Genomic DNA, 6,221 nt, shown 5'->3' with positions numbered 1-6,221 from the left:
GCGGATGGCAGCTACGGCTTCACCGGCCAGACCCCCGGCACCTACAGCGTGCATTTCGTCACCCCGGCGGGCTACGAGGCAAGCCCGGCCAACCAGGGGGGCGACGATGCGGCGGACAGCGACGCGGTCGGCGGCACCACCCAGCAGGTGACGCTGAGCTCCGGCGAATACAACGGCACGCTGGATGCCGGCTTCTACAAGCCGGCCCCGGTCAGCCAGCCGGTCTCCCTCGGTGACTTCGTCTTTGAGGACGAGAACGCCAACGGCGTGCAGGACGCCGGCGAGGCCGGCATCGCCGGCGTGACGGTGGAGCTGCTGGGCGCCGCCGGCACGGTGGTCGCCGCCACCACCACCGCCGCCGATGGCAGCTACCTCTTCAGCAACCAGGCGCCCGCTACCTACCGCGTGAAGTTCGCAACGCCTGACGGCTATGTGGCCACCGCGGCCAACCAGGGCGCGAACGACGCGAAGGACAGCGACGCCGTCAACGGCGTGACCCAGCAGGTGACGCTGGCCTCCGGCCAGAGCGACACCACCCTTGATGCCGGCTTCTACAAGCTGGCCTCGCTCGGCGACAAGGTCTGGTTCGACAGTAACAAGAACGGCATCCAGGACAGCGGCGAGGTCGGCTTCGGCAAGGTGACCGTGCTGTTGCTGAATGCTGCCGGCACCGTCATCGAGACCACCGTCACCGACGGCAACGGCAATTACGGCTTCACGGAGCTGGTTCCCGGCACCTACAGCGTGAAGTTCCTAGCCCCCACCGGCTACGGCTTCACCGGCGCCAACAAGGGCGCGGATGACAGCCGGGACAGCGATGCGGTCAGCGGTGTGACGCAGCAGGTGACGCTGACCTCCGGCCAGAGCAACACCACCCTCGATGCCGGGCTGATCCAGACCGTCGCCAACCCCTGCCCCTCGCTCTGCATCAACAAGGTCACCAACGGCTCGGATAGCGGGACCATCTTGGCCGGCAGCGCCGTCACTTGGACCTACACGGTGAAGAACACCGGCAACGTCGCCCTGACCGATGTCTTGGTGGAAGACAACAAGGAAGGCGTCATCACCCACGTCACCGGGGACAATGGCAACGGCATCCTCGATGCCGGCGAGACCTGGACCTTCACGGAAACCGGCATCGCCGGCGCCGGCACCTACAGCAACACCGCGACGGTGACGGGGAAATACACCGACGCCTACGGCTCCAAGACCGTCAGCGACCGCGACAGCAGCTCCTATTTCGGCGCCGCGCCGAAGGTCGATGTCGAGAAATACGTCTCGGTCGATGGCGGCCGCACCTGGTACGACGCGGATACCGGCCCCGGCCCGCTGGCGACCGAAGGCGTCGCGGTGAAGTTCAAATTCGTCGTCACCAACACCGGCAATGTGACGCTGAACAACATCACCCTGTCGGACGACCAGCTCGACCTGAATGGCCGCAGCAGCGGTACCGCCATCAAGATCGCGAGCCTGGACGCCTACTCCTCATCCTTCTGCGGCGACAACGACAGCAGCTACACCCTGATCGTGAATGGCAGCTGGCAGGCCGGGCAGCACACGGATACGGCGACGGTCACCGTGACGTACACCGACGACTTCGGCCACTCCACGACGGTGACGGACAGCGACAGCGCCAATTTCTACGGCATCGACGGCCCCGGCACCCGCACCCCTGGCTTCTGGAAATCCGCGGGGTGGCAGGATTTCTGGGATGGCGATGCGAGCGCGCCGAAGCAGTGCGGCACGGCGGGCTTCGCCGATGGCGACATCCTCTACCAGACCTATGGCGCGAAGGGCGTCCTGGACCCGGTCAGCAAGGCCTACAAGGCGGGCATCCTGATCGGCGACTTCAACAAGAACGGCATCACCGATGCCGGCGAGACGACGATCTTCTACACCCAGGGCGAGGCGCTGAACGCGCTTACCGCCTCCAACTCCGCCGCCGATGTACGCTACATCCTGGACCGCGCCCTGGTGGCGAGCTGGCTGAACTACCTGGCCGGCAACCCCATCACGGATGCGGCGAACAGCAGCGCCGTTTTCGACGCGCGGGACGCCATCGCCCAGGGCATCACTTGGCTCACCCGCACCACCAAGGATGAGAATGGCGACGGCAGGGGCGATGGCAGCCTGACCCTCAGCGCCTCCAGCACCAAGGTGAGCGGCAGTGCCAGCGCCTGGAATTACGCGTCGGACGGCATCGCCGCGGGGAAGATGATCGAGGATTGGCTGGACGAGTACAACAATTACGGTACGGTCACCCACAACGGCGTCACGACGAAGATCGCGGTCGCCGCCGACCAGGTCTGGTAAGGCGCGGGCGTCTCGCCCCGTGCCATGCACGCCGCCGCGTCCGGCCGGGCGCGGCGGCCCTTGCCCTTGCCGCCTGGCGGATGGGGTGGGATTCGAACCCACGGTAGGGTTGCCCCTACGGCAGTTTTCAAGACTGCTGCCTTAAACCACTCGGCCACCCATCCCGGCCCCCGGCCTGTTATCGCAAAGCCGGGGGAGGGGCCAGAGGCAGGAGAGGCAAGCGGCAGCCGCTCAGCCCGCCTCCTCCTCGGCCGGGCCGAAGCGGTAGCCGATCCCGGGCTCCGTCCGGATCAGCCCGGCCGCCGGCCCCAGCTTCTGTCGCAGATGGCCGATATAGACGCGGAGATACTGCGCATCCTCCAGATGTGCCGGCCCCCAGACCGCGGTCAGCAGCTGTCGCTGGGTGATGACGCGGCCCTCCCCCGCCCGGGCCAGGGCGGCCAGCAGATCCCATTCCCGCGGCGTCAGCTTCAGCGGCGGCTGGCCCTCCAGCCGCGCCGTGCGGCGGGCGAAATCCACCTCGAGCGGGCCGCTCCGCACCACCGGCGCGGCCGGCGCCGGCCGGCCGCCCCGCCGCAGCACCGCCCGCATCCGGGCCAGCAGCTCGGCCAGGGCGAAGGGCTTCTCCACATAGTCATCGGCCCCGGCATCCAGCGCCGCCACCTTCTCCGCCTCCTGCTCCCGCGCCGAGAGGATGACGATGGGCGCGGCGGTGAAGCCGCGCAGCCGGGGGATCAGCGCCTTGCCATCCATGTCCGGCAGGCCGAGATCGAGCAGGATTAGCGCCGGCGCGCCCTCCGCCGCCCGCTTCAGCCCCTCAGCCCCGGTCTCCGCCCGCAGCGGCGCGTAGCCCGAGGCGGAGAGGGCCGGGGCGAGGAAGCGGTGGATCTGCGGCTCGTCGTCGATGACGAGCACGCGGGGCGCGTCCAGTCCGCTCATGTGCCGGGGAAGCGGAGGATCATGCGGGTGCCCCTGCCATCGGGCGCCAGCGGGCTCTCGGCGGCGATGCGCCCGCCCATGGCCTGCACCAGCCCGCGGCAGATGGCGAGGCCGAGGCCGCTGCCGGCGGCGATGCGGTCCGCCCGCCGGGCGCGGAAGAAGGGGTCGAAGACCAGGCGCAGCTCCTCCCGCGGAATGCCCGGCCCGTCATCCTCGATGGCGATCACCACCTCCGCCCCCTCCCGCCAGCCTCGCGCCGTCACATGACCCTGGGGCCCCGAGAATTTCAGCGCATTGTCCAGCAGATTGCCCAGCACCTGGTCCAGCAGGGCGGGGTCGAGGCGCGGGGCGACGGGCCGCGTCGCCGCCTCCACCGCGATCCGCCGGCCGGCGGCGCGGCCGGCCCGGGCGGCGGCGGTCTCCAGCGCCTCGGCCAGGTCCACCGCCTCCCGCCGCGGCTGGATCTGCCGGTTTTCGATCCGCACCATATCGAGGATATGGCCGATCCAGCGGGTTAGCCTTGCCGTCTCCTCCTCGGCCGTCGCCAGCAGATCCGCCCGCACCGCCTCCGGCAGCCCAGCCCCGGCGCCGCGCAGCGTGCCGATGGCGCCGCGGATGGCGGTGAGCGGCGTTTTCAGATCATGGCCGAGGGAGGTGAGCAGGGCGGTGCGCAGCGCCTCCGTCTCCGCCCGCGCCTCGTCCCGGGCGCGCTCCTCCATCAGCTCCGCCCGCTCCAGGGCGACGGCCGCCTGGTCCAGCAGCGCCGCCAGCGCCCGGTCCGCCTCGCCCTCCAGCCGGCGCTCCGGCGGCTGCAGCCCGACCAGCCCGGCCAAGCCCCGGGCGGTGCGCATGGGGCGGAACTGCCAGGCGGCGGCGGGCAGGGTATCCGTGCCGCGCCCGGCCGGCTTGGCGTTGGCAATGGCCCAGCGGGCGGCGGCCATGCTCGCCTCGTCCGGCACGGCCTCCAGCGGCACGGCGGCGCGCAGCACCGGCTCCGGCGCCGTTTCCCCAGGCAGCGGGGGCAGGGGCAGCAGCACGCAGGCCGGCCCGCCGGCGATGCGGGAGGCTTCCTCGGCAATGGCCTGCACGAGATCCGCCCGGTCCCCCGGCGCGCCCAGGCGCCGGCTGAACTCCACCAGCCGCCGCAGGCCCAGCAGCCGCGCCCGCGCCGCCCGCACGGAACGGCCGAGGCCCCCGGCGGTGCCGGCCAGCAGCAGCGCCACCAGGGCGAAGACCACCACGCCCACCACATCCTGCGGGCTGGCGATGGCCAATTCATGCCGCGGCGGCAGGAAGAGGTAGTTCCAGGCGAGGAAGCCAAGCAGCGCGGCAAGCCCGCCCGGCAGCGGACCGAACCCCACCGCGGCGGCGACGATCGGCACCAGGTAGACCATCCCGAGCGCGCCTTCCGGCACCTGCCCATCCGCCCCGAGCGCGACCAGCGTGGCGCTGGCCACCAGCGCCGGCACCGCCGCCCAGCCCAGCCAGGCCGGCAGGCCGCGGGGCTCGGCCGGCGGCGCCGGCGCCGCCACGCCCGGCAGTGGTACCAGATGCAGGGTGAAATCCGTCGCCTGGCGCAGCAGCCTGGCCGCCAGCGTCCGCCCCAGCGCCCGCCGCCACCAGGGCGGCCGGCCGCGGCCCATGACGAGATGCGTCGCATTGCGCGCCCGCGCCTCCCGCAGGATGGCGCCCGGCACGTCGCCTGCCACCACCGTCTCCGCCAGGGCGCCGAGTTGTTCCGCCAGGCGCAGCGCCGGGCCGGGATCGCCCGCCTCGCGCCCCGCCGGGCGCTCCACATGCAGCGCCACCAGCGGCGCCTTCAGCGCATCGGCGATGCGCCGCGCCGCTCGCACCACCTGCTCCGCCCCCGGCTCCTGGCCGATCAGCGCCATCACCCGGTCGCCGGCAGGCCAGGGGCCGGCGATGGCATTGGCCCGCATGTAGGAGGTGACGTCGGCATCCACCCGCTCCGCCACCCGGCGCAGCGCCATCTCCCTGAGCGCCGCCAAATTGCCCTCGCGGAAGAAGCCGCGCAGCGCCCGCGCCGCCTGGTCCGGCCGGTACACCTTCCCCTGGCGCAGCCGCTCGATCAGCTCGGCGGGCGGGATGTCGATCAGCTCCACCGCATCCGCCTCGGCCAGCACCCGGTCCGGCACGGTCTCCGCCACCCGCACGCCGGTGATGCGCGCCACCGCCTCGGAGAGGCTCTCCAGGTGCTGGACGTTCATCGTGGTCCAGACCTCGATCCCCGCCTCGCGCAGCTCCTCCACATCCTGCCAGCGCTTCGGGTGGCGGCTGCCGGGAGCGTTGCTGTGCGCCAGCTCGTCCAGCAGCAGGATGCCGGGGCGGCGGGCGAGGGCGGCATCGAGGTCGAATTCCTCGATCATCTGCCCGCGATGCGGGAGGCGAGCGCGCGGCAGCATGGGGAGGGGGCCGATCGCCGCCGCGGTCTCCGCCCTTCCATGGGTCTCGACGATGCCGATCAATACCTCGGCGCCGCTGGCCTGCACCCTTCGCGCCTCGGCCAGCATCTCCCAGGTCTTCCCCACCCCCGGCGCGGCGCCGAGGAAGACCTTCAGCCGCCCGCGCCCCTCCCGCCGCGCCAGGGCGAGCAGGGCGTCCGGGTCGGGTCGGGCAGGCTCCTCCGGCATCCCGCCGTGGTTAGCAGGCCGGGCCGTCCGGCGCTGCGGCTTTTATGCCGATTTTATGCGCCGGCCCGCCCTTGCGAATGGCGGCTTTACGCCGGCCCCACCTAGTCCTTCACCGGACCCGGATCCCCCGGGCACAGGTGACTTCCCATGCTCGATCTCCTGCTCCTGGCGCTCGGCCTTGGCGGCTTTGCGCTGATGGCGGCCTATGCGCTGGGCTGCGAGCGCGTCTGATGGTCCCGCTGCTGCTCGGCGGCGCCGTCACCGCCTTCCTCCTGATCTATCTGCTATGGGCGCTGCTGCGCCCCGAGGATCTCTGAT

4 protein-coding genes and 1 tRNA gene are annotated in these 6,221 nt (G+C 71.7%); 2 read left to right on the top strand and 3 right to left on the bottom strand.

Annotated elements, in window-relative coordinates:
* A partial coding sequence (locus NJ376_RS17205; RefSeq protein ID WP_305879994.1) for an SdrD B-like domain-containing protein occupies positions 1-2,313 on the top strand: 2,313 nt, incomplete at its 5' end.
* A gap of 74 nt (positions 2,314-2,387) precedes the next feature.
* On the opposite strand, the gene NJ376_RS17200 is transcribed toward NJ376_RS17205, so the two are convergent.
* The 3 genes from NJ376_RS17200 to NJ376_RS29010 all read right to left on the bottom strand — a co-directional run bounded on the left by NJ376_RS17200 (position 2,388) and on the right by NJ376_RS29010 (position 5,903).
* Positions 2,388-2,477 (bottom strand) — tRNA-Ser (locus NJ376_RS17200).
* A 67-nt stretch (positions 2,478-2,544) separates the two neighbouring features.
* Entirely contained in the window at positions 2,545-3,252 is a 708-nt protein-coding gene (locus tag NJ376_RS17195; RefSeq protein WP_252954516.1) for a response regulator, read from the bottom strand.
* Positions 3,249-5,903 carry a sensor histidine kinase gene (locus NJ376_RS29010; RefSeq protein ID WP_305879993.1) on the bottom strand — a complete coding sequence of 885 codons (2,655 nt, stop codon included), beginning with the start codon at positions 5,901-5,903 and terminating at the stop codon, positions 3,249-3,251. The genes NJ376_RS17195 and NJ376_RS29010 overlap by 4 nt, the downstream gene beginning before the upstream one ends.
* A gap of 44 nt (positions 5,904-5,947) precedes the next feature.
* Between NJ376_RS29010 and kdpF the strand changes: the two genes are divergently transcribed.
* Positions 5,948-6,220 (top strand): K(+)-transporting ATPase subunit F, encoded by a 273-nt coding sequence (gene kdpF, locus NJ376_RS29375; protein WP_370288371.1) that lies wholly within the window; start codon positions 5,948-5,950, stop codon positions 6,218-6,220.
* Position 6,221 lies beyond the last annotated feature (1 nt).

Source organism: Siccirubricoccus soli (genome assembly GCF_024178315.1).
GTDB classification, from domain to species: domain Bacteria; phylum Pseudomonadota; class Alphaproteobacteria; order Acetobacterales; family Acetobacteraceae; genus Siccirubricoccus; species Siccirubricoccus soli.
Note: the sequence above shows the minus strand (reverse complement) of the source record. Positions and strands in the feature narration are given on the sequence as shown.

What these genes read in the sequence shown, in the direction of transcription:
- NJ376_RS17195 (WP_252954516.1), bottom strand. Translation starts at nt 3,252, where the DNA reads ATGAGCGGACTGGACGCGCCCCGCGTGCTCGTCATCGACGACGAGCCG.
- NJ376_RS29010 (WP_305879993.1), bottom strand. Translation starts at nt 5,903, where the DNA reads ATGCCGGAGGAGCCTGCCCGACCCGACCCGGACGCCCTGCTCGCCCTG.
- kdpF (WP_370288371.1), top strand. Translation starts at nt 5,948, where the DNA reads ATGCCGATTTTATGCGCCGGCCCGCCCTTGCGAATGGCGGCTTTACGC.